Raw genomic sequence first — 23,514 nt, 5'->3', positions numbered from 1 at the left:
TCAGTGCGTCGAGTCCGCGGCCATCCAGCTGCGGATCAGCGCGGCGGTCTCGTCCGGCTTGTCCCGGACCAGCTCCTCGATCTCGCGGTGCCGCTCCTCACGGGCCTCGTCGTCACGCCCCGCCGGCTCGGCGCTCTCCAGCATGTTCATGCCGGCCATGGCCGTGGTGGCGTCGAGCTCCGCCTGGCGCTGAGCCTCCAGCGCGGCCTGCATCTCCTCCAGGTGCCGGCGCTCCTCCTCGGTGAGCTGCTGGCGCTTCTTGGCCCGCTTGTTCGCCCGCCAGGCCAGGAAGATCAGCGCAAGGACCACGAAGAGCAGGGCGCCCGTCTTGATCAGCGTGAGCTGCTTGGCCTCCTTCTCGGCCGCCGCCGCGGCAGCGAGCTCGTCCTTGGCCGCATCCGCCGCGCTGGTGTCGAACGGCATGGCCGCGACCGCGATCGTGTCGCCCCGGGTGGCGTCGATGCCGGCCGCCGCGCTGATCAGCTGCTGGACCTGGGCCGAGTCCACGGCGGCCGCGGTGGTGCTGTTCAGCAGGACCGAGACGTTCAGCCGGTCGATGCCGCCCGGCGCGTTCCGGCGCACCTCCTGCACCTCGTTCAGGTTGCGGTTGCGGACCTCGTTCTTGTTCGAGTACTGGCCGTTGCCGGTGCCGTTCGGGACCTGGATGTTGTCCGGGCCGAGCACGCCGCCGTTGCCGGAGCCGCTGCCGGTGTAGGTCTCGGTGTTGATGCTCTCCGACTGGGCCGGCACGGACGGGTCCGCGCTGTACGTCTTGCTGCGGGTCTCGGTCTGGTCGAAGTCCAGCTCGGCCGTGGTGGTGACCACCGAGTTGCCGGGACCGACCAGGTTGTCCAGCATCCGCTGGAGCGAGGAGTTCAGCCGGTTCTGGAACGAGACGGTCTGCTGCTCGGCGCCGTTGGTGCCACCGGCCGCGACCGCCGCGCCGCCGCCGGCGGACAGCATCCGGCCCTCCGAGTCGGCCACCGTGACCTGGGTCGGGTCGAGGCCCTCGACGCTGGACGCGACCAGGTGCACGATCGACTGCACCTGCTGCTCCTCCAGCGGGTTGGTCGCCTTCGAGGCGACCAGAACCGAAGCGGTCGGCTTGCTCTGGTCGTCGGTGAAGACGTCCTCCTGCGGCATGACGAGGTGCACGGTGGCCGCCTCGACGCCGTCGATCGACTTGATGGTCTTGGCGAGCTCACCCTCCAGCGCGCGCTGGTAGTTCGCGTGCTGCATGAAGTCGCTGGTGGTGATGCCCTGCTGGTCGAGCAGCGAGTAGCCGGTGCCCTCGTCGTTCGGCAGGCCCTCGCCGGACAGCTGGAGGCGCAGCGCGTTCACCTGGTCGCGCGGCACCAGGACGGTCTGCCCGTCGTTGGCGAGCTCGTACGAGGTGCCCGACTTCTGGAGCGACTCGACGATCGCGCTCGCGTCCTTGGTCGAGAGGTTGTTGAACAGGATCTGGTACGAGGGCTTCGCCGCCCAGGTCGCGAAGAAGTACCCGCCGACCAGGATGGCGACGACAGCGAAGATGGTGACAGCCTTCTGTCCCGGTGTGAAGGACTTGAAGGTGTCCGTGACGCGGCGTACCGGAGCGGGAAGGCGGTCGGTCATATCAGGCCTGCATCCTCATGATCTCTTGGAAGGCTTCGACAGCCTTGTTCCGGATGGCCATGGTCAGCTGCAGTCCGAGGGACGCCTCGGTGGCCGCCATGGTGTACTGCGCCGGGTCCTTCAAAGTGCCGTCGGCGACCTGAACCGCCAGGTCGCTGGCTTTGGTCTGGGCCGCCTGGACGTTCTCGATGCCCTGGGCGAGCATCCCGGCGAAGTCGGCGTTCGGGCCCTGCGCCGCGGCGGTCTTGCCGGACTCGGCGGCATCGGGGAACCAATTGGTTCCACCGATGCCTTCGATACCGGAGAAGCCGCCGATCGGGCCGATCGGTGACGTCACTCTGATCACTTCCCGAGGTTGATGGCGGCCGTGTACGAGTCCCGCGCCCGGTCGACGACGGAAAGGTTGGCCTGGTAGGAGCGCTGCGCCATCATCATCTGGGCCATCTGGCTGCCCATGTCGATGTCCGGCCGGCGGACATAGCCCTCGGCGTCGGCGAGCGGGTTGTCCGGCTCGTACGCCAGGATGCCCTCGGCGCTGCCGTAGTGGATGCCGCCGACCTGGGCGCCGTTGCCGTCCTGCGCCGCCTGGGCCTGGACGTAGCGCGCCTGGAAGGCGTTCTCCGACGTACGGCTGGTGGTGTTGACGTTGGCGATGTTGTCGGCCACCGCGTCCAGCCACTTGCGGTACACGGTGACGCCGGTGCCGGCTACGCCGATCGCGTTGAAGATGCTCATCCTCAGGCCCCCTTGATGGCTTCGCGCAGCGAGTTGTACTTGCCGTCCAGCGCACGGATGGTGAGCTGGTAGCGCATCGTGGTGTCGATGTGCTGCAGCGTCTCGTGGTCGAGGTTGACGTTGTTGCCGTTGAGCCGGGTCGGCTCCAGCGACGTCTGCATGCTCGGGGTCACCCCGGCCGGCGAGTCGCCACGGGCAACGGCGCTGCTCAGCGCCTCCTCGAACTTGACCTTACGCGCCCGGTAGCCGGGGGTTTCGATGTTTGCGATGTTGTTGGCGATGGCGGTCTGCCGGGCCGCGAGACCCGCGACAGCTACGCGCAGTGCAGACGACGAGCGGTCGTCGAACAAGGTGTCTCCCCTAGTCGATATCCGTCATGTCGCCGATCCTTGGCTTCGTTACCTGAGCAATCCGTGCTCGTACCATGCAGTTCGGCGTGACCGCCGATCCGCTGAGTCCCAACCGGTTGCTGCGAGGTTGCACACGAAAACGTCCCGGACCCCGCGGTGGGGTCCGGGACGTTCTCGGCTCTTCGTTACATCGCGCAGTCCAGGTAGACGGGGCGTTTGACCGCCTCGCCGGTCTCGATCCGGGCCGTCATCGCCGACTGCTGCCGGTTGGCGGTGAGCCGGCGGGCCAGCTCCTCCGCGGCGGCCAGCTGCCGGGTGAGGATCGCGTCCGCCCGGGGCCGCAGCTCCAGCGGCAGGGCACCCAGCTCGGTCGGCGGGCGCCACAGGTCCGACGGCGGCGTCTCGGCGATGCGGCGCTCGTCGAGAAGCATCGCCTCGACGGCCTCGACATCCATCTCGAGCTCGTCCAGTGCGGCGGCCCAGGCGCCCCGCCAGTCCACCGCCTGCGTCGCGGCGCTCATGTCCCGGCCGACGCAGCCTCGCGCCACGCGTCGCGCAGCGGCTCCAGCAGCTTGCGACAGCCGGCGACACGGTCGGCGTCGCGCTTGATGTTGGCCCCGATCAGCTCGGTGAGGATGAAGCCGTAGAGGTTGGCCAGGCCCGGCGCACCCTCCCAGGCGTCCATCTCCAGCGTGGTACGCAGCTCGAGCACGATCTCCTGAGCGTGGTTGATCTTCTCGTTCGCGATCTCGCGTTCCCCGGTGCGCAGAGCTTCTTCACCCTGCATCAGGTCGAGAATCATCCGGTCGTAGAGCATCACCAGGAGCTTCCCGGGCGACGCGGTGTTGATCGAGTCCTGCAGGTAGCGATCGCGGAGGTGCGGGGCGGTCATCGGTCTCCTCGTCAGTACTGACTGAATGGGCGGGATTCAGGCTGAGGATCAGCCGAGACCGGCCAGTTGGCCGGAGAGCCAGCTGGACTGGTTGTTGAGCTTGCCGAGGGCGGTCTCCAGGGCGGCGTACTGGCGCTGGAGAGCCTCACGGCGGTTGGTGAGGCGGATGTCCCAGTTGCTGATCTGGTCGTTGATCGAGTCGATCTCGTTCTTCCGGCCCGTGATCACAGCCGTGACGTTGGTCTGCCGCTTGTCGGCCAGGCTCTCGAACTTCTCCGCGAGCGCGATGGACGCGCCCTGCACCCTGGCGGGGTCCGCGTTGTAGGTGGCAGTAAAGGCCGCCGAGTCGAAGGTGAGCTGCCCGTCCCGGCTGAGCTCGATGCCGAGCTGGCTCAGCGAGCCGAACGGGAGTGTTTTCGGGTTGGCGACCGAGTCGACCGGCCCGTTCTTGTCGTACCGCGGGTTGGGGTACTCGGACAGACCGGTGCTGACCGCGCCGAGGATGGACTGGGTCATGTCCCGGACCATGAAGTCACCGGTCAGCGGCGAGCTGGCCTTCGTCGCGGGGTCGTACGCGGTCTGCGTCTTGACCTCGGTCAGCGTCGCGTTCATCGCCTCGACCATGGCCTGCACCTTGGCGGCGATACCGCTCACGTCCGGAGTCGCGTCCACGGTGACACCGGTCGTCTCCTTGGAGACCACCACGGTCACGTTCGGCAGGAGCCCGGTGAAGGTGTTGGTGCTGCTGGTGACCTCGTAGCCACCGGCGCCGGCGAGCTTGAGGACGGCGTTCTGGGCAGCCGTGGTCACCGGCTGATTGTCGCCGTCGAGGTTCTTGTTCTCCAGGCCCTGGACCGTGAAGCCGTACTCGGCGCCGGTCTTCGACGAGGTGAACTGCATGACACCGGTGCCGTCGGCGGTCTTGACCAGGTGCGCCCGGACGTCGAGACCCTTGGCGTTCACCGCGGCGACGAGGTCCGCAGCGGTCCCGGTGGCCGGCGCCTCGACGTTGACGACCATCGGCGTGCCGGCCTCCCAGGTGCCGTCGGTCTTGTACTTGCCGGGCGGCGTGATGGTCAGCGACGTGTTGAGTACCGCGGTGGTGTCCACGTGCAGGCTGGTGACCTGGGACTTGGCCAGCTGCTTGACGTCGAAAGTGACGCTTCCTGCGGCGCTCGACAGGCTCTTGGCCGCCGTTGCGGTGACCGTGTCGGAGTTGGAGGTGGCCTTGACCGCCCGCCAGGTGCTGAGCTGACCGAGCTCGTCCGCGGCCGACTTGAAGGCCTTGAGCTTGGAGTTGACCGACTGGTAGGAGGCGACCGCGGTCTCCGCGGTCTTCACCTTGGTCTTGAGCTTGGTCTGCGGAGCCGCTTCCACCTGCATCAGCTGGCTGATCATGGACGACGTGCTGAGACCGCTGACGAGTCCGTCAATTGAGCTGGTCATGAGAGGCCTGCTTTCCTGGCGGGAAACGGGTGGACTGGCGGGAATGGTCGGGGGTAGCCGGCGTGCCGGCTACCCCCATCTGTTCGGCCGTTCTCGGGCCAGATTCAGTTGTCGACGGTGGCTATTCGGTTAGCGAATCGGCCACGGTCAGCGCAGCAGCGACAGCACGTTCTGCGAGGCCTGGTTGGCCTGCGACAGCATCGAGGTGCCGGCCTGGGTCAGGATCTGGTTGCGGGTGAACGACACCATCTCCTGGGCTATGTCGGTGTCCCGGATGCGGGACTCCGAGGCGGAGAGGTTCTCCACCGCCACGTTGAGGTTGTTGATGGTGTGCTCGAAACGGTTCTGGAAAGCACCGAGCGAGGCGCGCTGGTCGGAGATGCTCTTGATCGCGTTGTCCAACGCGCTGATCGCCTCGGCGGCGCCCGACGGGTCGGTCCCGGAAGCGGCCCGCTTCAGGTCGAGGTTGTTGACCCCCAGCGCCGCGCTGGTGACCGCACCGATGGAGACGTTCAGCTTCTCGCCGGCGTTGGCACCGATCTGGAAGTCACCGTTGGTGCTGCCCTCGATCACATCGCTGTCGGTGTCCTGGAGGATGCCACCGACGTTGTTGGCGACGGTGAACTCCTTGGACCCGGAGGCCTTGAAGCTGGCGCCGCTACCGTCGGCGGCGACCTCAAAGGACATCGAGATCTCGTCACCGTTGTAGTCGTTGTCGCGCAGCTGCTTCTTCAGCTCGGCGTTGAACGCGTCGGTCAGATCCTTGGCGCTCGTCGACGTGGCGGTGGTGGTCACCGAAACCGTGATCTCGTCGCCGGTAGCGGCCAGGTCCTTGCCACCCAGCTCGGTGATCTGGAACGAGTAGGTGCCGGCCGGGATCGACTGCACCTTCGCGGTCGAGTCCGTGGTCACCTCCTCGGTCTTGCCGAAGGTGCCGTTGAGCAGCTTCGACTTGCCGAACGCGGTGGTGTCGCCAACCCGGTCGATCTCGGCGGCCAGCTGGTCGAACTCCATCTGGGCAGCGTTCTTCGCGTCGTTGTCGAGCGAAGCGTTGCTGGCCTGGACGGCGAGGTCACGCATGCGCTGGAGCATGCTGGTGACCTCGTTCAGCGCGCCCTCAGCGGTCTGCACGACGCTGATCGCGTCCTGAGCGTTGCGGACCGCGACCTTGAGGCCGCCGGTCTGCGCCCGCAGGCCCTCGGAGATCGAGAGGCCGGCCGCGTCGTCCGCCGCCCGGTTGATCCGGAAGCCGCTGGACAGCTTCTCGAGCGACTTCGACATCTGGTTGTCGGTCACCGACAGGTTCCGGTAGGCGTTCTGGGCAGCGATGTTCTGGTTGATACGAAGACCCATTTGGGTTGTTCCTCCTTGAGTGGGGTCCTGAACCGGCCCGTCCATGAGCCGTGGTGTTACGCCACATCCATTCGGCGGGTCGCCGAGCGGCCCTGAGGATTCTCCGAGATTTTCTCGGGCTTTTCGGGCTAACCGGGTAAGTACCGATAGTCGGAAACCGCTCAGCGGTACGGCGGATGTGCCGACCTGTCCGAATGAGCGGGCCTGCCGAGGGGGCGAGCCCGACCAGCGATACGACGGAGGACCGGGTGAGCCTGACCGACCTGGCCAGCGTCCTGTGGCGTTCACGTGAGCTGCTCGAGATGCTGTTGTTCAAGCTTGAGGAGGAGCAGCTGCTCCTCGCGTCCAACCGGTCACGCTGGCTCAGCCACGCCACCCGTGAGGTCGAGGTGGTGCTGGACCAGATCCGGCAGACCGAGGTCATCCGGGCCGCGTACGCCCAGGAGGTCGCCGCCGAACTCGGCCTGGCGTCGGACGCCTCGCTGGGTGAGCTCGCCGATGCGGCACCCGATCCCTGGTCGGATCTGCTGCACCAGCACCGTAAGGCGTTCCTGATGCTGACGTCGGAGATCCGGGCCCTGGCCGACGTCAACCGCGACCTGCTCACCGCGGGTCAGCGCGCGGCTCGCGAAACCATGCTCGCGTTCGCCGAGACTGTGGAAACGTACGGACCGCAGGGCCAGACCGTCAGCGGCGCCGTCCGGCGCCCCACTCTCGTTGATGAGGCGATCTGATGGGCAGCACATTCGGTGGACTCAACACGGCGCTCACCTCGCTCTACGCGCAGCGCCGGGGCTTGGACGTCACAGGTCAGAACATCGCCAACGCCAGCACCGAGGGATACACCCGGCAACGGGTCGTCATGCAATCCCAGAACGCCAACCTGGTGCCCGGCATCTACTCGACCACGAGCGCGGTCGGCAGCGGCGTCACGGTCTCCTCGGTGGAGCGCCTCCGTAACACCGCGCTCGACCAGCGCAGCTTCACCGAGCACGCCAACTCGGCCTACCACAACGAGCGGGCCGCGGCGTACAACCTGATCGAGGACGTCTTCGGCGAACCCAGTGACACCGCGTTGCAGGGCCGGCTGCAGGACATGTGGGACGGCTGGAACTCCGTGGCCGCCAACCCGGACAAGGCTGCGCCCAAGGCGGCTCTGCTCGAGCAGGCCACGACGGTCGCCGCGACGCTGAACGACGCGTCGGCCTCGCTGAACAACCAGTACCAGTCCACCCGGCTGGGGTTGGACACGTACGTCAAGGACGTGAACAAGGCCGCCGACGCGATCGCCAAGCTGAACAAGGAGATCGTGGTGGCGACCGCGGCCGGCCTGCAGGCGAACGAGCTGCAGGACCAGCGGGGCATGCAGATGCTCAAGCTGGCCGAACTGACCGGCGCAACCGCGACGGAACTGCCGAACGGGGCGATCAGCGTCTACGTCGGCAGCGCGCCGCTGGTCAGCGAGTTCAACACCCGGCAGATCGAGATCGCGCCCGGCAGCGCGCTCCGGCTGGAGGATCTGGACCCGGACGGGGCAGACCTCGACGTCAACCTGCGGTGGACGGACACCGAGGCTCCGGTCGCCGCCGGCGGGACCATCGGCGCGAACATGGAACTGCTCGCTGCCGACGGCACACTGGACGCGATGGTGAAGCGGTTGAACACCGTTGCTACCAAGCTGGCGACCGACATCAACGCCCGGACGCAGGGCGGTACGGATGTCAACGGCGACGTGCATGATCCTGCGTACGGCGCCGACGGCACGCCCGGTGTGGCGTTCTTCGTCTCCGGGAACGGGCTGCCGCTCTCCGCCGCCAACATCACGGTCAACTCCGCCGTCAACGCGACCACGCTCGCCGTCTCGTCGGGTGACCCGCTGGGCGTCAACACACCGACCAAGATCCTGGACGGCACGGTCGCCGACAGCATCTCCGACCTGTCCACCTCGCGGACCGGAGCGGACGCCGAGTACCAGCAGCTGATCGGTGATCTCGGCGTGTCCGCGCAGTCCTCGATGCGCCGGCGCGACATCCAGAACGCCGTCACGGACCAGGTGGATGCCGCCCGGGACTCGGAGTCGGGGGTGAACCTCGACGAGGAGATGACCAACCTGCTCACCTATCAGCGCGGTTACGAAGCGGCCTCCCGTGTTCTCACCACGATTGATTCGATGCTCGACCAATTGATCAACCGGACCGGCCTGGTCGGTAGGTAGGAGTTCCGCCCATGAGCAGCAGTCCACGTGTTACGGAAAGCAGTGTCCGTACCCGGACAATGGCGAGTCTGCAGCGAAATCTGAGCCGGACACAGACCGCGCAGGATCAGATTTCGAGTGGCAAGCAACTGCATCGCCCGTCGGATTCTCCGACCGGTACCGTAACCGCACTCCAGTTACGTGGAGAAGTGCGCGCGAACAAAAAATATTCGGCGAATGCGGACGATGCCCTGGGCCGGCTCGGCACGGTCCAGGACACCCTGCAGAGCGCGTCCTCGCTGGTTGCCAAGGTCCGCGACCTGACGCTCGCCGCGGCCAGCGCGGGAGGCGGCAGCACGCCCGAGGCGAACAATGCCCGGGCGGCCGAGATCGAGCAGATCAGAGGCACGCTGATCCAGTTCGCGAACACCAAGTACCTGGACCGGCCGGTCTTCGGTGGCGCCACGCCCGAGGCCACCGCCTACGGCGCGACCGGCACCTACGCCGGCGAGGAGGAGGGCAAGGTCCTGCGGGCCATCGGCCCGAACGCCAAGGTACGGGTGGACGTTCGGGGTCCCGAGGTTTTCGGTGCCGAGACGGTGGACGACGAGAACGGCAATCCGGTCAAGAACCCGGAGCAGTTGTTCAATGTCCTCGATTCTCTCGTCACGGCCATGCGCGACGGTGATAGTGACTCCATCACCGAAGGTCTGGCCAATCTCGATAAGGCCTCTGGTCTCCTGAATTCCACTCTTTCGGACGTAGGTGCCCGATACAATCGGGTTACCCAGATGAAGCAGTCCGCTGAGGATCGCTTGATGTCCGTGTCGTCGCAGCTATCCGATATCGAGGATGTCGACCTGCCGAAGGCGATCATGGAATTGCAGCTCCAGCAGACCTCGTATCAGGCCGCCCTGGCCGCCACGGCCAAGGTGATCCAGCCCTCGCTCATCGATTTCCTGAGGTGACCATGAGTATCCGCACCGCCACCCGACTGACTGAGGCCACCATGACCGACCCGTCGCTGGGCCTGCCGACCATCTCGATGGCGGTGCCTATGCCCGGGTTCCCGGCTCACCGGGAGTTCGTTCTGGTGCGACTCAACGAAGAAGGCCTGCTGTACGCCTTCACGTCGATCGACAACCCGGAGCTGCGCTTTCTGGTCGCGCCGCCCGAGCCGTTCTTCCCGGAGTACGCCCCGGAGATCGACAACGAGGTGTTCGCCGCCCTGAACACGAAGGACCCGGACCGTCTGCTGCTGCTCACGGTGATCACCGCCGGCACGGATCAGACATCCGCGAACCTGCTCGCCCCGATCGTGGTGGACCGCGACAGCATGCGTGCCATGCAGGTCGTCCTCACCGGGTCGAACTACCCGGTCCGCGCGATCATGAACCGGAACTTCTGACCCTCCGTTGCAGGCGCGGCCGTGTTTCCTCGCGGCCGCGCCTTTGCCATGCTGTCCGTTCCATGGATGGAGGAGGGCACCGATGCTTGTGTTGACCCGGCGGGCCGGGGAGAGCGTGATGATCGGCGACGACGTCGTCATCACGGTGCTCGAAGCCCGTGGCGATGTCATCCGGCTGGGTATTCAGGCTCCTCGCGACGTGCAGGTCCATCGTGAGGAGGTGTACCGCGAGCTCCAGGACGCGAACCGCGCGGCCGCCTCACCCACCGAGGACGCCGTCCACGCCCTGACCAGGATGCTGGAGAAGTCCGACACGGACGAGTGAGATTGAGGACGCCCGTCGCGCATCGCGCGGCGGGCGTTCCCGTTCGCCTCGCACCTCGCTTGCACCGGCTTGCCGACCTCGCGGACAACGCGGAACCCGCACTCTCTTCCTCAGGCGGATATCCCGTCCCTTCATCTTCGGGAGCGAGCGTTGGGCGCAGAACGCGAATCAGTAATCGGTGGCGGCGCGGTCGGTACCGCCTCGGCGCTGGATCTGACGGTGGATGCCCATGTGCACACCGGTTTCGCGGCCGGCCGGGATGCCGTCGGTGTGGTGGTCTCGGCCGCTGACCGGGCCGGCCTCACCGCGCTCACCTTCGCCGATCAGGCCGGGCCGGACACCACCTGGCTGACCGCTTACGCCGATGCCGTTCGCCGGGCCCGGCACCGCACCGAGCTGCGGCTGCGGGTCGCCGTCGAGGTGGAGGTCGTGCGGCCGGATGGCTGGCTGGCCCTGCCGTCCGACCTGGCTCAGCTGGACGCGCTCTCGGTCGCGGTTTCCGGGCTGCCGTACGGCGCCGAGCTGCTCGACGCCCGGGAGATCCGGCTGCGGATGAACTCCGGCGCCCTCACCGCGGAGCAGGTGGCCGAGGCGCTGGTCACGGCCACCGTGCGGGGCCTCGAGCGGGCTTCCCGGTACGTGCCGTCGCAGCTGGCCCGCCCGCTCGCGTTGCTGGCGCAGGCCGGCATCGAGGACAGCGTGCTCAGCCCGGCGCTGGTCGGCGAACTGACCGCGGCGTGCCGGACCACCGGCACCGTGGTGGAGATCAGCGAAGCCTGGCGAAGCCCGTCTGCGCGAATGGTGGAGATGTTCCGCGATGCGGGCGTGACAGTGGTTCCCGCGAGCGACGCTCGATACGCCGCCGAGGTCGGACGTTGGCAGTACCTGCGCCGCCTCTGAGAAAGGCGAAACCGAACACGACTTGCGTTCGTCTCCGTACTCTCTGTGATGCCGGGTCCATCAGCAGGGGAGAGTTGCGATGAGTATGGTTCAGCAGGCTATCGAGGTCAGCGCACCGGTGCACACGGTGTACGAGCAGCTCGCGGCATTCGAGAACTACCCGCGATTCATGACCGGCGTGCGTCAGGTGACGGCGACCGGGGCTGATCAGACGCACTGGATCATGGATGTCGACGGCAAGCGCCGGGAGTTCGACGCCCAGATCATCGAGCGGTCGCCGGACGAGCGGGTCTCCTGGTCGACCATGGAGGGGCCACTGCTGGCCGAGACGATCACGTTACGCCCGATGGGCGAGACGAAGACCCAGGTCGTCGCGCAGCTGGAGGCTGACATCGCGTTCCTCATGCCGAGCGACCGGCACGGGCAGGAGTCGCTGAACCGCCGTCTCAAGGCCGACCTGACCACGTTCAAGGGTCTGGTCGAGAGCGGTGTGCTGGGTGGCCGCCCGATTCCGACCGGCGCCAGCGCGAAGTCGCTGAGCGGCATGCTCACCCGGGATCCCGCGTCGCCGGCCTCGGTCGCCGCGCGTATCCGCAACCGCCAGGCCGGCTCGGTCGGTCCGGGCGCGGGCTGGGACACCGGTACGGCCGACCTGGGCAACGCCGACCCGACCGGCACCGGCCTCACCGACAACCCTCTGCACAACGCGCCGACCACCGCAGATCTGAAGAGTCCGTCGGGCATCCGCGGCGCCCAGGACCTGGAGCGCGAGATGCGCGCGGCCGGCAGCGCCCCGATGGGCGGCCGGACCAGCCGGGCCGACATGTGGGGCAGCGGCATGGTCAACGAGGAGGAGCGCGGCTGAGTCCGCCGAAACGCGAAGGCCGGCCATTGGCCGGCCTTCCTGCTATGCGGGCGCGCCCTCCAGGGTCACCAGCAGGCGAGCACCCCGGGGTACGGCGTGCTCGTACCGAACCGAGCCGCCGTTCGCCTCGACCAGGTGGCGGACGATGAACAGACCCAGGCCGGAGCCCCGGATGAAGCGGCCGAAGAGGTTGGGCAGCAGTTCCTCGGGGATGCCGGTGCCGCTGTCCTGAACCGTCAGCAGCACTCCGCCGTCCCGCCGGTCGGCCCGTACGTGGATCGGCGGCGACCCGTGCCCGAGCGCGTTCTTCAGCAGGTTCTCCACCACGACGGTGAGGTGCCCCCGGTCGGCGAGCGCGGTCAGCTCCTCGTCGATCGCGATCTCCACGTCGCCCTCGTCCCCGATCGCGGCGCTGACCGCCTCCACCACCTCGAGCAGCGGCACCGGCACCCGGCGGGCGGTGACCGTCCCGGTGTCCAGCCGGAACAGCAGCTGCAGGTCGTTCATCATCTTGATGAGCCGGCGGGTGTTCTTGTCGATCTTCGTGGCCAGCTCCAGCCGGATGTCGTCCGGCAGGTCGGCCCAGTCGGCGCAGAGCAGTTCGGCGAGGCTGGCGATGGAGCTGATCGGCTGCGCCACGTCGTGGGTAAGCATCGACGTCAGGTCGTTCTTGAAGGTGAGCGCCGCGGCGAGCTGGGCGTTGCCGCGTTCCAGTTCGGCGGCGTGCTCGGTGAGGGCGTTCTCGGCGCGCTTGCGTTCGGCGATGTCCACGCAGGTCGCGACATATCCGCGGGTCGAGCCGGCGGCGTCCGGGATGGCGGCCATGGTGGCGAGCACCGGCACCTCGGTGCCGTCGGCCCGCGGGATCGTCCAGTCCTGTCCGGTGCCGGGCGGCGGCAGCGGCGGCGGGTCGGGGACCAAGTCGTCGTGCCCGGTCAGCTCCCGCCACCGCCGGTTCACGTCGATCACGCGGTAGTTGACGTCGAGGACCATGACGGCCTCGTTCATCGACTGCAGCAGCGTCTGGGCGAAGTCCTGCCGATCGCGCAGTTCGGCGACCAGGTGACGCTGCCGCCGGTCGGCCCGGTCGAGGGTGCGGACCAGGTAGGCGAGCAGCGCGAGGAGCGCGAGCGCGGCCAGGATCACCCCGGTGCTCACCGCGGCAGCCGGGCGGCTGATCCCGGTGCGCACGGCAAAAGCGCTCACCAGCGCGGCGATGAGGGGCGCGGCGATCAGGGCGGGGGCGAGTCGGCGTACGGCGATGCGCGGTCCCGAGTCGTCCAGGGTGCGCAACGGCCCGGTTTCCGGCCGGGCCAGGATGGTGCCGGTGGTCAGCAGGAGCAGCGACCCGGCCATGGACAGCGGCATGACGCCGTCGGGTCCGCCGCCGGCCGGGAACGTCGGCGCGAAGAGCCGGGGGACCAGGGCGACCAGCGCGATGATGGCGGCGCCCAGCAGAAGGGGGTCGGCGATCCGGAAGGCCACGATCCCGGAGCGGGGGCTCAGCCGCAGGTCGAGGGTGGCGAGCGCCAGGCCGGCGAGGAGCACGGCGACCGAAGCGGCCGGATGATCGGCCAGGGCCGCAGCGCCGAGGGCGGCGGCGACCAGGGCGAACAGTGCAGCAGCGGCGGTACGCGTACGGGTGGCGCGTTCACCGGTGACCGGCAGGACCTGCAGCAGCAGCGCGATCCCGGCCGGAACGAGCGATACCGCCGGGTCGGGGATCACCCCGCCCGGCGGTGCGCCGTCGTCGAGCGTGCGCGTGTCCAGGGCGCCGAGAACGGCGACCGTGACCCCGGCGCACCCGGCGATCAGCCGGGACAGCCTGCCCACGCCATGCGCCGCGATATGCACATATACCCCCAAGACGTGAGGGAAAGAGCATAACGCGGCCTACCGGAGCAGGCGGTTACTTGCCCGCCCAGTCGAAGCCCTCCTCGAGGCGCACCTTGCTCGCGACCTTGAGGATGTCGGCCTGGTGCCGGTTGGCGTGATGGCCACAGAACGCCAGTTCGCCGCCGCTGGTCAGGGCGACCTCCAACTTGGCGGCCGCGCCGCAGCGATCGCAGCGCTCGGTCAGCTCGCCGACGGTGTCGATCTCGGGCGACAGCAGGGTGGTCATATCGCTCTCCTTGCTCAGTGGGCCTTGCATCGGTGGCGGTGCAGCGGTCCTGACAGCGTGAGATTCGGCCCGCGGCACGGTGGGCTTAGAGGTTCACCGGTGTGATCCGGCCGATCCCTACCGGTCGTGAACACCGCACCTTGGGCGCAACCCGGGCGTACCCGGTTCTGCTCCCCTTCCTTTTCAGCATTTCTCTCAAGTTGCTTGCGGCATACCCCGGGGCCTCGAGCGCAACCGAGAGGACGATGCTTTGTTCGGTACCGACGCCCGTCGTCTGGCCGCCCGTTCCGTAGCCGCCGCGAGCGCCGCAACCACCGTACTTTTCGGCCTTCCCCTGGCGGCGTCCGCCGTGGAAGCCGCACCCGCCGCCGGCGTGATCAGCGGCGCGGGCGCCGCCGGGGCCATCCCCGGCAGCTACATCGTCGTACTCGATCCGGGCTCCGCCGGGGCGGGCCGGATCACCTCAGCTTCCCAGGAACTGGTCCGCGAATACGGCGGAACGGTTCTCGACAACTACTCGGCCGCCGTCGAGGGCTTTCATCTGAGCGCGACCGCCGCCCAGGCGCGCCGCATCGCCGCTGACCCCGCTGTCCAGTACGTCGAGCAGGACGCGACGATCACCACGGCCGGCCGGCAGTCCGGGTACGTGCCGTGGGGAGCGGACCGGATCGACCAGCGCTCGCTGCCGCTGTCGAGCACCTACACCTACCGGTCCGCCGCGGACGTCACCGCGTACGTGATCGACACCGGCATCCGCACCAGTCACCAGCAGTTCGGCGGGCGAGCGGTCGACGGCTGGGACTTCGTCGACGGCGACGCGGTCGCCGACGACTGCCACGGGCACGGTACGCACGTCGCCGGCACGGTCGGCGGCGCCACGTACGGCGTGGCCAAGGACGTCAAGCTCGTCGGGCTCAAGGTGCTCGGCTGTGACGGCTACGGCTCGTACACCGCCTTCATCGCGGCCGTCGACTGGGTGACCGCGAACGCGAAGCTGCCCGCGGTGGCGAACATGAGCCTGGGCGGCCCGGTCAGCCGGACGCTGGACGCGGCCATCGAGCGGTCCATCGACAAGGGCATCACGTACGCGGTCGCGGCCGGCAACGAGAACCAGAACGCCTGCGACTTCTCGCCGGCCGGCACCGCAGCCGCGATCACGGTCGGCGCGGTGGACATGGCCGACGCCCGGGCGTCCTTCTCCAACTACGGCAGCTGTGTCGACCTGTTCGCTCCCGGCGTCAACATCATGTCGGCGGGCAAGGACTCGGACTCCGCGGTGGCGCTGATGAGCGGCAGCTCGATGGCGACGCCGCACGTCGCCGGCGCGATCGCGCTGGAGCTCGCCGCCCACCCGGACTGGACGCCGCAGCAGGTCCGCGACGACCTGGTCGCGAACGCCGGCACCGACCTGGTCCGCGACCCGGGCACCGACTCGCCGAACCGCATGCTCTTCACCGGCCACCTGGCCGACGCCGCCTGACCCGGCCGACGCGGGCCGAGCCGCACCGGCCCACCCGGCAGCCGCCGGGTGGGCCGAACCAGGTGCGCGGGGCCGCCCAAGTGCCGTACGCGACCCCCGGCCGACGGATAGCGTGAAGGCGACCCCAGCCCGAGGAGGACCGACATGTCCGAGGCGCCGGTCGCCGAGAGGCCGACTGTCCTGGTCGTCGACGACGAAGAGGACCTGCGCGACATCATGCGCCGGATGCTGGAGCGCCGCGGATACGCGACGCTGGTGGCCGGCGATCCGGAAGAGGCGCTCTCGGTCTGCCGGGAGCATCCGGGCGAGATCGCCGCGCTGGTCACCGACCTGACCCTGCCCGGCGCCTCGGGTGGGGAGCTGGCCGACACCGCCGTCGATCTGCGGCCCGGACTCGGCGTGGTCTTCATCTCCGGGCTGCCCAAGGACATCGCGGTCACGAAGGGCCTGGTCGGCGCGGACGCGCTGCTGGTGAAGAAGCCGTTCACCGCGGACGCCCTGCTCGAGGCGCTCAAGGCGGTGCTTTCTCAGCCCGCGGGGTAGGGGAGGGTCAGCTCACCCAGCCGCCATCGGGCCGGGCCGTCCAGCACCGGCCACCCTTCGGTACGCATCCGGCGTACCGTGGCCAGCCATCGCTGGCGCGGCCCGAACGGGCTGGCCTCGGTCTCCCACGCCCGGCCCAGCGCCTGCAGCAGCTCGTGCACCGGATGCCCGGGCACGTTGTGGTGGATCAGCGCCTTCGGCAGCCGCTCCGCGAAGATCGCCGGATGCTGCAGCGCCGCCAGCCGGGCGGAAAGAGTGAGCGTACGAGGTACGCCATCCTCCACGACCGTCCACGTGGCGATCCGTCCCAGCTCGTCGCAGGTGCCCTCGACCAGCAGCGCGCCGGTCGAGGTCATCGTGCGCCAGGCCGCGGCCACCTCGTCCTCGGCGTATTGTCGCAGCACGTTGAACGCGCGCACCACCACCGGAGCCAGGCCGGCCAGCTCGAACCCGCCGCGCCGGAACTCCAGCCACGGCGGGTCCGCGAACGGCTGGGCGTCGCTCACGCGTACCGGATCGATTTCCAGACCGACGACCGCGACATCCGCACGGACCGCGGCCGCCAGGCGGCCGCGGAGTTCCACCGCCGTGACCGGCGTGGCGCCATAGCCCAGGTCGATCACGAGCGGCCGCGCGGCATCCTTCAAGATCGATTCACATCGGTACGCGATGAAGTTGTCGACCCGTCGCAGCCGGTTGGGATTGGTCGTCCCCCGGGTGATCGCGCCGACCGGCTTCAACCTACTTCTCCCGGTGCACCTTGTGCTGGGCCGCCTGGGCGATCGGCCGGATCACCAGGCGGTCGATGTTGACGTGTTGCGGCCGGGTCGCGGCGAACGCGATGACGTCCGCGATGTCGTCGGCGACCAGCGGCTCCTTGACCCCGTCGTAGATCGAGTCCGCCTTCGCCTGATCGCCGCCGAACCGCTTGAGCGAGAACTCGTCGGTACGCACCATGCCGGGGTCGATCTCGATCACCCGGATCGGCTTGCCGGACAGTTCCAGCCGCAGTGTCCCGACCAGCGCGTTCTGGGCGTGCTTGGCCGCGGTGTACCCACCGCCGCCCTCGTAGACCGTGAAGGCCGCGGTCGACCCGACGGTCACGATCGTGCCGGCGCCGCTCGCCTCCAGTGCCGGGAGCAGCGCCTGGGTGACCCTCAGCGTGCCGAGGACGTTCACGTCGTACATCCATTGCCAGTCATCGACCGACCCGGCCGCGACCGGATCCAGTCCGCGGGCGCCGCCCGCGTTGTTGACCAGGACCGTGAGCGGACCGCCCAGGCCGGCCACCAGCTCGGCCAGCCGGGCCACCGAATCGTCCGAGGTCACGTCGCACTCGGCGGCGGTGGCGTTCGGGCCGATCTCCTCGGCCAGCTCGGCCAGCCGGTCAGCACGCCGGGCCGCGGCGACCACGTGAAATCCCTCGGTGGCGAGCCTGCGGGCCGTGGCAGCCCCGATCCCGCTGGATGCGCCGGTCACGACAGCGATGTTCTGCATGCTCCGATCCTCCCGCACCTGCCTGATCACCCCCCTCCCGCAATGACTTGGATCACCCCCGGTCGGCTGCGCCGTGGTTCGGTGAGCGCCGATGGGGAAGATGAACGTTGGCGCAACAAGTTTTTCTACTCGACTTCTTCATTCGACGCGGAGGGGGTAAACGTGGCACAGCTACGGGCCGGCGGGTGGCCCGCCCCACGGCGCATCGCCACCCTCTCGGTGCACACGTCGCCGCTGGAGCAACCGGGCACCGGTGACGCCGGCGGCATGAACGTCTACATCGTCGAGGTCGCCAAGCGCCTCGCCGAGCGCAACGTCGAGGTGGAGATCTTCACCCGGGCCACCGCCAGCGGCCTTCCGCCGATGGTCGAGATGCTGCCCGGCGTGCATGTCCGGCACGTCACCGCGGGCCCGTTCGAGGGCCTGGCCAAGGAGGAGCTGCCATCGCAGCTGTGCGCCTTCGCCAACGGCGTCCTGCGGGCCGAGGCCGCACACCCGCCCGGCCACTACGATCTGATCCACTCGCACTACTGGCTCTCCGGGCAGGTCGGCTGGCTGGCCCGGGAACGCTGGGGCGTGCCGCACGTACACACCGCGCACACCCTCGCAAAAGTGAAGAACCAGTACCTTGCGGACGGTGACCGGCCGGAGCCCAAAGCCCGTCTGATCGGTGAGGAACAGGTCGTCGCGGAGTCCGACCACCTGGTGGCGAACACCCGGTTCGAGGCGCAGGACCTGATCACCCACTACGACGCCGACCCGGCCCGGGTCAGCGTCGTGCAACCGGGCGTCGACCTGCGCCGGTTCCGTCCGGGCGCCGCCGACCGGGCCCGCTTCGGGCTGCCGGAGAACGGCCGGATCGTGGCGTTCGTCGGCCGGATCCAGCCGCTCAAGGCGCCTGACGTGCTGATCTCCGCGGTCGCCGAGATGCGCCGCCGCAGCGCCTCCGACGTGACCGTGGTGATCTGTGGCGGTCCCAGCGGCACCGGCCTGGACCGGCCCCGGTCACTGATCGAACTGGCCGCCTCGCTCGGCGTCTCCGACTCGGTCGTGTTCCTTCCCCCGCAGACCGGCGCCGACCTGGCCGCCCTGTACCGGGCCGCCGACCTGGTCGCCGTCCCCTCGTACAACGAGTCGTTCGGACTGGTCGCCCTCGAGGCGCAGGCCTGCGGCACCCCGGTCGTCGCGGCCGCGGTGGGCGGGCTGGTCACCGCGGTCCGGGACGGGATCAGCGGCGTGCTCGTCGACGGACACGACCCGGCCGACTGGGCCCGGGTTCTGGAACGGCTGCTCGACGCACCCGGCTACCGGCACCGGCTCGCCGCGGGAGCCGTCGCCCACGCGTCCCGCTTCTCCTGGGACCGCACTGCCGAATCGCTGCTGCGGGTCTACCGTGACGCGATGGTTGAGCACCGGGCGCTGATCACGGCGCGACTCGAGGGAGCGACCTTCGCATGGTGACGGAACTGATCGAACGGGTCCTGACCGACCGCGAATTGGAGTGGGAGTCCACAGGCGACAGCTCGTACGTCGTCTCCCTCCCCGGCACGCACAAACTCAAGACGGCCTGCAACCTGATCGTCGGCGCGCACGCGCTGCGGATCGAGGCCTTCGTCATGCGCCGGCCGGACGAACGGCACGAGGACCTGTGGGCCTGGCTGCTGCGGCGCAACGCCCGGATGTACGGGGTCGCGTTCTCGATCGACGCGGTCGGCGACGTCTATCTGACCGGCCGGGTCGCGCTGAAGGGCTTGGACGAGGACGAGCTGGACCGGCTCCTCGGTTCGGTGCTCACCTACGCCGACGAGTCGTTCGACACGATGCTGGAGATCGGCTTCGGCACGTCGATCCGCCGGGAGTGGGAGTGGCGGGTCAAACGCGGCGAATCACTCGCCAACCTGCAGGCGTTCAAGCATCTGGCCGAGTCCGCCGACTAACCGGCCACCAAGATCGGTTCTTTACCGGCTGGGAAAATTGATGAACGGAAGATTGTCGAGCGAACCGAGTCCACTGAGGATGGCCACGATGCGGCCGGTCCCGGGCTGGTGGCGACGGACAGCGCGCAATTCGCCGGGTTCGCCGATCGAGCGAGAAGCCTAGTAATTTTTTCCATGCCCACAAGCCCGGACGAGTGATTGGCGGATCCTCCGATCGGTTGGTTGTCGGCGATTGTGACGGTTGAGACAGATGTCGACACGAAATCGGCTTGTGAGGCTTGACTGCCCCAACTAGCGTGGTCGATGGACGCCGAGCCGTTAGTTCGGGGAACGGGTCGATCGGCAACGATCGCCGCGGATCGGCGTTTGGGGACGGGTGGCATGAGCCGTTGGGGGACGGCGCGACCCGAGACCGGCGGTTAGTGCGGGCGGCGCCTATGGGGATGGGTGTCGTCCGCCGCCGCCGGCGCTTTTGTTTCCGGCTTGTTTCATTTGCGCGCGACCAAGCAATTGGCGCGCGCATTTCTGTGCTCGGAAACACGCGGCGTCCGAAGTGTTCCCTTAGCGAGGGCTGCGAGGTTCCGCCCCATCCCTACCGAACCCACCTATCCGGTCGGCGATCCAGTCAGCCCGGGCGTTGATCCAGTCCAGCTGGCTCTCACTGCTGCTTCAGTGGGCGGGAGGCGACCGTGGGGGTCAGCCGGGCGTGCCGGGCTGACCGTCACTGCTGCTTCAGTGGGCGGGAGGCGACCGTGGGGGTCAGCCGGGCGTGCCGGGCTGACCGTCACTGCTGCTTCAGTGGGCGGGAGGCGACCGTGGGGGGCAGCCGGGCGTGCCGGGCTGACCGTCGCTGCTGCTTCAGCGGGCGGGAGGCGACGCTGGGTGACAGCTGGGTCGGGGGCGTCAGGAGGTGGGCACGGAAGCTCGGGCGGCGGCGAGCTCGATGGCGCGGGCTTCGGCTCGGCGCTGTTGCTCGGCCCGCCGGGCGCGGGCGGGACCGGCCAGCAGTTGGCCCACCGAGGCCAGCGCGCAGAGCACGAAGCAGCCCGCCCACAGCACGGCGTCGCCGCCCTTCTGCAGGATCAGGCCGCCGAGGACCGGTGCGATCGCCGTACCGATGGACCAGGTCAGCGAGTTCAGCCCCTGGTAGCGACCGCGCAGCGCGGGTGGCGACAGGGCCGCGACGGTGGCGGCGTTGCTGGGTGACTGCAGCATCTCGCCGAGCGTCCAGATGATCACCGTGATCGCGAACATCCAGGCCGTCTCGGCGAGCGCGACCAGCCCGAACCCGACGCCGATGATCAGACCGGCGAGCGCCAGGACGCGGGCGCTGTCGCGCCCTTCGATGAGTTTCGGCACGAAGAGCTGGCCGAGCACGATCAGTACGCCGTTGACCGCGATCACCAGGCCGTAGGTGGCCGCCGAGAACCCGTCGGCCAGCATCGCGATGGGCAGTGTCGACGCGTGCTGCAGGATCACCAGCACCGACGCCAGGGTGAGAAGCAGATAGATCAGGAAGACCCGGTCCTTCAGCGCGGTGCCGATGCCGCCGCCGGCGAGGGCGGGGCCCGCGCCGTGCACCCGGGCCGGCCGGGTCTCGGCCAGGAAGATCGCCGTGATGATCGCGGTGATCAGCGTGGTGCCCGCGTCCACGACGAAGAGCAGCAGGTAGTCGAACTGCGCGGCGAACCCGGCCGCAACCGCGGCGAGCGCGAAGCCCAGGTTGATCGCCCAGTAGTTCAACGAGTACGCCCGGACGCGGTCCCGGTCCGGGACGACGTCGACCATCATCGCCGAGAACGCCGGCCGGACCCCCTCGGCGAACAGGCCGAGCAGCAGGGTGACGACGGCGATCTGGGCGTACGTGTGCGCGAAACCCAGGGTGAGCATCAGGGCCGCCGCGCCGAACTGGGCGGTCAGCATGGTGGGCCGCCGGCCCCAGCGGTCGGCCAGGACACCACCGGTCATGGTGCCGATCGCGCCGCCCACCCCGTACAGGCCGAGGATGATGCCGGCCTGACTCTGGGTGAAGTGCCGCTCCCCGGTCAGGTAGATGCTCAGGAACAGCACCACGAAGGCGCCGAGGCGGTTGATCAGGGTGCCGGCCCAGAGGAACCAGAACTGCCGTGGCAGTCCTCCGGCGGCCTGCCGTAACCAACCCCGCACGACGCCTCCCGGGTAAGTGCTGTTCAAGACTGAGTCCCTTACAACCTAGGGGGCGGCGCAACCGGGTTTCGCTGTGGCGGCGGACACGTACCGGGTGGCCCGCACATCGCCCATGGCCACGGGGGAAGATGTGTTCATGACTGGAACCCTGGTGCTGCTGCGGCACGGCAACAGCGAGTGGAACGCCAAGAACCTCTTCACCGGCTGGGTCGACGTGGACCTGGACGCCAAGGGTGAGGACGAGGCCCGGCGCGGCGGCGAGCTGCTCAAGGAGCAGGGGGTGCTGCCCGACGTGGTGCACACCAGCCTTCTGCGCCGCGCGATCCGGACCAGCGAGATCGCCCTGCACATCACCGACCGGCATTGGATCGAGGTCAAGCGCCACTGGCGGCTCAACGAGCGCCACTACGGCGCCCTGCAGGGCAAGGACAAGAAGCAGACCCTGGAGACGTACGGCGAGGAGCAGTTCATGCTCTGGCGCCGGTCGTACGACGTCCCGCCGCCCCCGATCGAGGACGACTCCGAGTACTCCCAGTTCGGCGACGCCCGGTACGCGAACCTTCCGCCGGAGGTGCTGCCCAAGGCGGAGTGCCTGAAGGACGTGCTCGAGCGCGCCCTGCCGTACTGGTACGACCAGATCGTCCCGGACCTGCGCGCCGGCAAGACGGTCCTGGTCGCGGCGCACGGCAACTCGCTGCGCGCCATCGTGAAGCACCTCGACGACATCTCCGACGAGGCGATCGCCAAGCTGAACATCCCGACCGGCATCCCGCTGCGCTACGACCTGGACGAGAACCTGCGCCCGATCACCAAGGGCGGCAAGTACCTCGACCCGAAGGCCGCCGAGGAAGCCGCCGCCGCGGTGGCCAACCAGGGCCGGAAGTAAAAGGGAACCGGAAGTAAAAGGAAAGTAGAACGACGAGGGCCGGGACGCCCCCGTGGCGTCCCGGCCCCGGATCCCTGGCCGCGCGGCAGGCGCGAGCGGGGATCGATATCAGCTCTGCGCGTTCGCCGGCTCCCCGGTGATCAGGTAGATCAGGTGCTCGCCGATGTTCACCGCGTGGTCGGCGTAGCGCTCGTAGAAGCGGCCGAGCAGCGCGCCGTCGATCGCGGTCTCCGCGCCGTACGGCCAGTCGTCGTCCAGCATGATCTTGAAGAGGTGACGCTCGAGGTCGTCGATCGCGTCGTCCTCCTTGTCCAGCTCCGCGGCCACCGCGACGTCCGGATCGCGCAGCAGCGTGGTGATCTTCTCCGCCATCCGGTCCGCCACCTCCGCCATCTGCTGGAACGTCGGGCGCAGCTCGGCCGGCACGGCGGGGGACGGGTGCCGGCGCGACGCGGTCTTCGCCACGTGCTCGGCCAGATCGCCCATCCGCTCCAGGTCGGCCGAGATGTGCAGGGCGGTGATCACCCGGCGCAGGTCGCCGGCGACCGGCGCCTGCCGGGCGATGGTGTCCGCCACCTTGGCCTCGACCTGCTCGTAGATCGCGTCGATCTCGGCGTCCCGCTCCATCACCGCTTCGGCGGCCTTGAGGTCCGCGGTCAGCAGCGCGCTCGTCGCCTTGCGGAGTGCGGCACGCACTGCTTCTGACATGGTCACCAGCAGGCGGCTCACCTCGATGAGGTCGGCCTGGTACTCCTCGCGCATGTTCTGGTCCCGGTGCTCAGGGCCGGCCCGATCCTCAGG

26 protein-coding genes are annotated in these 23,514 nt (G+C 68.8%); 12 read left to right on the top strand and 14 right to left on the bottom strand.

All coding sequences use genetic code 11. From position 1 onward, the window contains the following. The 8 genes from fliF to OHA21_RS35930 form a co-directional block, all read right to left on the bottom strand. On the bottom strand, positions 1-1,614 hold the full coding sequence (gene fliF / locus OHA21_RS35965) for a flagellar basal-body MS-ring/collar protein FliF (RefSeq protein ID WP_328462711.1): 1,614 nt from the start codon (positions 1,612-1,614) through the stop codon (positions 1-3). 1 nt (position 1,615) lies between these two features. Continuing rightward, positions 1,616-1,951 (bottom strand): flagellar hook-basal body complex protein FliE, encoded by a 336-nt coding sequence (fliE, locus tag OHA21_RS35960; RefSeq protein ID WP_328462709.1) that lies wholly within the window; start codon positions 1,949-1,951, stop codon positions 1,616-1,618. A 5-nt stretch (positions 1,952-1,956) separates the two neighbouring features. Then, entirely contained in the window at positions 1,957-2,349 is a 393-nt protein-coding gene (locus tag OHA21_RS35955; RefSeq protein ID WP_328462707.1) for a flagellar basal body rod protein FlgC, read from the bottom strand. A gap of 2 nt (positions 2,350-2,351) precedes the next feature. After that, positions 2,352-2,699, bottom strand: coding sequence for a flagellar basal body rod protein FlgB (locus OHA21_RS35950; RefSeq protein ID WP_328462705.1), 348 nt, complete (start codon positions 2,697-2,699; stop codon positions 2,352-2,354). Between the two features lie 185 nt (positions 2,700-2,884). Further along, positions 2,885-3,220 (bottom strand): hypothetical protein, encoded by a 336-nt coding sequence (locus OHA21_RS35945; RefSeq protein WP_328462703.1) that lies wholly within the window; start codon positions 3,218-3,220, stop codon positions 2,885-2,887. Further along, the gene (gene fliS / locus OHA21_RS35940) at positions 3,217-3,591 is read right to left on the bottom strand and encodes a flagellar export chaperone FliS (RefSeq protein WP_328462701.1); all 375 of its coding nucleotides are present in this window, start codon (positions 3,589-3,591) and stop codon (positions 3,217-3,219) included. Before fliS ends, OHA21_RS35945 begins: the two co-directional genes overlap by 4 nt. Positions 3,592-3,639: 48 nt before the next feature. Then, positions 3,640-5,037 (bottom strand): flagellar filament capping protein FliD, encoded by a 1,398-nt coding sequence (gene fliD, locus OHA21_RS35935; protein WP_328462699.1) that lies wholly within the window; start codon positions 5,035-5,037, stop codon positions 3,640-3,642. A gap of 147 nt (positions 5,038-5,184) precedes the next feature. Then, a complete protein-coding gene (locus OHA21_RS35930) occupies positions 5,185-6,390 on the bottom strand; it encodes a flagellin N-terminal helical domain-containing protein (protein WP_328462697.1) in 1,206 nt (401 codons plus the stop codon). A 248-nt stretch (positions 6,391-6,638) separates the two neighbouring features. Here OHA21_RS35930 and OHA21_RS35925 point away from each other — a divergent pair, with 248 nt between their 5' ends. From OHA21_RS35925 to OHA21_RS35895, 7 genes are all read left to right on the top strand, one after another. Beyond that, complete coding sequence (locus OHA21_RS35925) at positions 6,639-7,124, top strand: flagellar protein FlgN (RefSeq protein WP_328462695.1); 486 nt, start codon at positions 6,639-6,641, stop codon at positions 7,122-7,124. Then, a complete protein-coding gene (gene flgK, locus OHA21_RS35920; RefSeq protein WP_328462693.1) occupies positions 7,124-8,605 on the top strand; it encodes a flagellar hook-associated protein FlgK in 1,482 nt (493 codons plus the stop codon). The genes OHA21_RS35925 and flgK overlap by 1 nt, the downstream gene beginning before the upstream one ends. 11 nt (positions 8,606-8,616) lie before the next feature. Next, positions 8,617-9,552, top strand: a complete 936-nt coding sequence (locus OHA21_RS35915; RefSeq protein ID WP_328462691.1) for a flagellin N-terminal helical domain-containing protein — start codon at positions 8,617-8,619, stop codon at positions 9,550-9,552. A gap of 2 nt (positions 9,553-9,554) precedes the next feature. Continuing rightward, positions 9,555-9,992: a flagellar assembly protein FliW gene (gene fliW, locus OHA21_RS35910; protein ID WP_328462689.1), complete on the top strand. Its 438-nt coding sequence runs from the start codon at positions 9,555-9,557 to the stop codon at positions 9,990-9,992. Positions 9,993-10,074: 82 nt separating this feature from the next. Continuing rightward, positions 10,075-10,317, top strand: coding sequence for a carbon storage regulator CsrA (gene csrA / locus OHA21_RS35905; RefSeq protein WP_328462687.1), 243 nt, complete (start codon positions 10,075-10,077; stop codon positions 10,315-10,317). A 150-nt stretch (positions 10,318-10,467) separates the two neighbouring features. Continuing rightward, positions 10,468-11,217: a hydrolase gene (locus tag OHA21_RS35900; protein WP_328462685.1), complete on the top strand. Its 750-nt coding sequence runs from the start codon at positions 10,468-10,470 to the stop codon at positions 11,215-11,217. Positions 11,218-11,296: 79 nt separating this feature from the next. Then, the gene (locus OHA21_RS35895; protein ID WP_328462683.1) at positions 11,297-12,082 is read left to right on the top strand and encodes an SRPBCC family protein; all 786 of its coding nucleotides are present in this window, start codon (positions 11,297-11,299) and stop codon (positions 12,080-12,082) included. A gap of 42 nt (positions 12,083-12,124) precedes the next feature. Here the strand turns inward: OHA21_RS35895 and OHA21_RS35890 are convergent, their stop codons facing one another. After that, entirely contained in the window at positions 12,125-13,915 is a 1,791-nt protein-coding gene (locus OHA21_RS35890) for a sensor histidine kinase (protein ID WP_328462681.1), read from the bottom strand. A 76-nt stretch (positions 13,916-13,991) separates the two neighbouring features. Next, entirely contained in the window at positions 13,992-14,204 is a 213-nt protein-coding gene (locus tag OHA21_RS35885; protein ID WP_328462679.1) for a DUF7455 domain-containing protein, read from the bottom strand. A gap of 349 nt (positions 14,205-14,553) precedes the next feature. On the opposite strand from OHA21_RS35885, the gene OHA21_RS35880 reads away from it, so the two are divergent. Both OHA21_RS35880 and OHA21_RS35875 read left to right on the top strand, forming a co-directional pair. Further along, on the top strand, positions 14,554-15,684 hold the full coding sequence (locus tag OHA21_RS35880) for a S8 family peptidase (RefSeq protein ID WP_328462676.1): 1,131 nt from the start codon (positions 14,554-14,556) through the stop codon (positions 15,682-15,684). A 144-nt stretch (positions 15,685-15,828) separates the two neighbouring features. After that, complete coding sequence (locus tag OHA21_RS35875; RefSeq protein ID WP_328462674.1) at positions 15,829-16,227, top strand: response regulator; 399 nt, start codon at positions 15,829-15,831, stop codon at positions 16,225-16,227. On the opposite strand, the gene OHA21_RS35870 is transcribed toward OHA21_RS35875, so the two are convergent. Next, positions 16,212-16,967: a class I SAM-dependent methyltransferase gene (locus OHA21_RS35870; protein ID WP_328462672.1), complete on the bottom strand. Its 756-nt coding sequence runs from the start codon at positions 16,965-16,967 to the stop codon at positions 16,212-16,214. The genes OHA21_RS35875 and OHA21_RS35870 overlap by 16 nt on opposite strands. 1 nt (position 16,968) lies before the next feature. Further along, on the bottom strand, positions 16,969-17,724 hold the full coding sequence (locus tag OHA21_RS35865; protein WP_328462670.1) for an SDR family oxidoreductase: 756 nt from the start codon (positions 17,722-17,724) through the stop codon (positions 16,969-16,971). 162 nt (positions 17,725-17,886) lie between these two features. Between OHA21_RS35865 and mshA the strand changes: the two genes are divergently transcribed. Beyond that, a complete protein-coding gene (gene mshA, locus OHA21_RS35860) occupies positions 17,887-19,185 on the top strand; it encodes a D-inositol-3-phosphate glycosyltransferase (protein ID WP_328462668.1) in 1,299 nt (432 codons plus the stop codon). Then, positions 19,179-19,661: a YbjN domain-containing protein gene (locus OHA21_RS35855; protein WP_328462666.1), complete on the top strand. Its 483-nt coding sequence runs from the start codon at positions 19,179-19,181 to the stop codon at positions 19,659-19,661. The genes mshA and OHA21_RS35855 overlap by 7 nt, the downstream gene beginning before the upstream one ends. Positions 19,662-20,564: 903 nt before the next feature. Here the strand turns inward: OHA21_RS35855 and OHA21_RS35850 are convergent. Further along, on the bottom strand, positions 20,565-21,827 hold the full coding sequence (locus OHA21_RS35850) for an MDR family MFS transporter (protein ID WP_328478750.1): 1,263 nt from the start codon (positions 21,825-21,827) through the stop codon (positions 20,565-20,567). Positions 21,828-21,963: 136 nt separating this feature from the next. Between OHA21_RS35850 and OHA21_RS35845 the strand changes: the two genes are divergently transcribed. Next, on the top strand, positions 21,964-22,713 hold the full coding sequence (locus tag OHA21_RS35845) for a phosphoglyceromutase (protein ID WP_328462664.1): 750 nt from the start codon (positions 21,964-21,966) through the stop codon (positions 22,711-22,713). 108 nt (positions 22,714-22,821) lie between these two features. On the opposite strand, the gene phoU is transcribed toward OHA21_RS35845, so the two are convergent. Beyond that, positions 22,822-23,475 (bottom strand): phosphate signaling complex protein PhoU, encoded by a 654-nt coding sequence (phoU, locus tag OHA21_RS35840; protein WP_328462662.1) that lies wholly within the window; start codon positions 23,473-23,475, stop codon positions 22,822-22,824. Between the last annotated feature and the right edge of the window lie 39 nt (positions 23,476-23,514).

The sequence above is a fragment of the Actinoplanes sp. NBC_00393 genome (assembly GCF_036053395.1).
Lineage (GTDB): Bacteria > Actinomycetota > Actinomycetes > Mycobacteriales > Micromonosporaceae > Actinoplanes.
The sequence above is the reverse complement of the archived record's forward strand: the minus strand, read 5'-3'. Positions and strand labels throughout refer to the sequence as shown.